At 30.7% G+C, this 501-nt stretch carries 1 protein-coding gene; it reads left to right on the top strand.

Features of this window, described 5'->3' with window-relative positions; translation table 11 throughout:
* Positions 1-73: 73 nt before the first annotated feature.
* On the top strand, positions 74-501 hold a 428-nt coding region (locus GC102_RS22610; protein ID WP_171691501.1), incomplete at its 3' end, for a hypothetical protein.

The raw sequence follows: 501 nt of genomic DNA, 5'->3' as shown, positions 1-501 counted from the left end.
GTGGCTTTGGAGTATTATTAGTCTTAACATTCAATAATCACTAAACTATACGCTCTTTTTAGGAGGAAATTGTTTGTTAAGTAACATAAAAGAACTTTTTGGCGATTTGGATTTCTTTTCAAAGCAAGTTGCTGTGGCAGATTTGTCAACAATTATGTTTGAACAATACAATTTCTCAACGGGCTATATGTCGATAGATACAATTTTTATAAAGTGCGACCAGTTCTTAAATCTTAAAGAAGCATTTGCAGCGATTTTTTGTAAAGAGTTACATGACATGCATGAATGGGATATTAGAACACAACCTTCTCCTGATGATTTGCAATGGATTAAAGCCTTAAAAGAAATCTGGATTCCTGAAAATTATCTTAAATTTGAAGGTATTCAATTGGAGTTCGTTGACGTAAAGAATTTTATTAAAAAAGTAGAATATGATTTAGAGAGCTTAAATGTAACAAAAACAGCGGCTAATAACCTTTTTATGAAAATTACAGAAAATCC

This window comes from Paenibacillus germinis (assembly GCF_013141785.1).
Taxonomy (GTDB): Bacteria; Bacillota; Bacilli; order Paenibacillales; family NBRC-103111; genus Paenibacillus_E; species Paenibacillus_E phytorum.
Note: the sequence above shows the minus strand (reverse complement) of the source record. Positions and strands in the feature narration are given on the sequence as shown.